The 1,775-nt window shown below is 67.9% G+C and carries 2 protein-coding genes and 1 pseudogene; all 3 read right to left on the bottom strand.

The window, feature by feature from the left end; translation table 11 throughout:
- Positions 1-223: pseudogene (locus EBS11_RS28215) on the bottom strand (DUF3488 domain-containing protein); the annotation flags it as partial.
- A 24-nt stretch (positions 224-247) separates the two neighbouring features.
- The gene (locus EBS11_RS28210; RefSeq protein WP_290608831.1) at positions 248-1,216 is read right to left on the bottom strand and encodes a DUF58 domain-containing protein; all 969 of its coding nucleotides are present in this window, start codon (positions 1,214-1,216) and stop codon (positions 248-250) included.
- A gap of 98 nt (positions 1,217-1,314) precedes the next feature.
- A partial coding sequence (locus EBS11_RS28205) for a MoxR family ATPase (protein ID WP_290608829.1) occupies positions 1,315-1,775 on the bottom strand: 461 nt, incomplete at its 5' end.

Raw genomic sequence — 1,775 nt, 5'->3', positions numbered from 1 at the left:
TGCCGGCCGTGGCCAGCGCCAGCAAGGCCAACAGCCACCAGCGCGAAGGCAGGGGGCGGCTGCCCCAGGCCAGCACGCCGCGCCACAGCAGCACGGCGCCTGCCATCGCGCTGCACCACCAGGGCAGGCGGTCCAGCTGCGGCAGGATGACCCAGGCAATCACCCCCAGCAAAAACAGGGTGTCGCGGGCCTCACGGGGCAGGGTTTGAAGGCGTTGCAGCATGGCGGTGGTCGGGGTTCGGTGGGCTCAGGCCAGCGCCAGGGCTTGCAAGCAGTTCTTCTGGTGGGCCGGGCCGCTATCGGGCGCCAACTCGTGCGAGCCCAAACGCAAACCGTAGCGCAGGCCACGGGTTTCGGCTTGCAGCACCCAGGCACACAGGCGCGAGAGGGCTAGTTCCCTTGCGGCACCGGCCGCCCGGCTGCGGAGCTGGCTTTCCACAGCGCCCAAGTCCAGCCACAGCTCCAGTCGCTGGGCTTGTTGGGCGTCACGGCTGACCAGTTCGTCGCTCTTGGCGGCCTTCTTCCAGACCACGAGTTTGAGCGGGTCGCCCCGGCGGTAGGCACGTACACCATCGAACTCGCCGGTGGTGTGGCGCTGCGCGGTTTGGGCGCCGCCGCTGCGGGGCTCGCCCGGTGGCAAGGGGGGCGGATTCAACTCCGGCGCGGGGTACACCAGCACCTTGGAGGCCGGGCGCCACACGGTCCAGACCCGGAAGGTCCCCAGCGGAAAGCGCGTTTCTGCGGTCAGGGCCGGCACGGGCTGCAGGCCGCGACCGGTGGCGGGGAAGCTGATTTGCACTTTGGCGCTGCCTTGCGGGCCCACGTCGGTCCAGCTCCAGTGTCCACTGCCCAGAACAGCCAGGCCGATGCCGTAACGGTTGCGTTTGGAGGGGTTGTTGAGTTGTATGCCCAATGGCACGCTGGCGCCCGCGAAATGTGCGTCAGGCGCTATCAAATGCATAGTAAGGCCGCTGAGCGTCCCGTGGCACACATGTACACCGATGATGGCCGCCCCGGTCAGCATGAAGGTCAGCAGATAACCCAGATTAAGCTGGTAGTTGATGCTGGCCACCAGCAGCACCAGCAGCGTGAGCCCCAGCATGAACCCCGGCCGCGTGGGCAGGATGTACACATTGCGCTGGGTGAGGGTGGTGCTGTCCTTGAGTGGCAAGCGCGCCTGCCACCAGGCTTGAAAGCGCTGGCGTACTAATCCCACTGGATTCCACCAGTGGGCACCCGTGGAGCCAGCTTCGCTGGGCCATTGGGTGCGCCCCCCTGGGGGGGAGGCGCCAACGGCGCTTGGGGGGGGCTTCATTACCTCAGCGGAACCGATTGCAACATGGCGCGCACCTGCTCTTCGGCACCGCGCCCCGCGTCACCCACCGGAATCAGCCGGTGCGCAATGGTTTGCGGCAGCACGGCCTGCACATCGTCGGGAGCCACGTAGTCCCGGCCGCTGATCAGGGCCTGGGCTTTGGCGGCTCGCAGCAACGCAATACCGGCGCGGGGCGACAGACCTTGCAGGAACCAGCGGCCGCTGCGGGTCGCGGTGATCAGGTCTTGCACATAGTCCAGCAGCGGGTCGGCGGCATGCACGGCTTGCACCGCCTGCTGCAGGCGATCGAGCTCATCTCCCTGCAGCAGGCTGGGCAGGTGGTCCACCATGGCGCGGCGGTCCTCGCCTGCGAGCAGTGCGCGCTCAGCCGCACGGTCCGGGTAGCCCAGGGAGATGCGCATCAGAAAGCGGTCCAGCTGGGATTCGGGCAGCGCGTAGG

It is taken from the genome of Janthinobacterium sp. (genome assembly GCF_009923995.1).
Taxonomy (GTDB): domain Bacteria; phylum Pseudomonadota; class Gammaproteobacteria; order Burkholderiales; family Burkholderiaceae_D; genus Janthinobacterium.
Note: the sequence above shows the minus strand (reverse complement) of the source record. Positions and strands in the feature narration are given on the sequence as shown.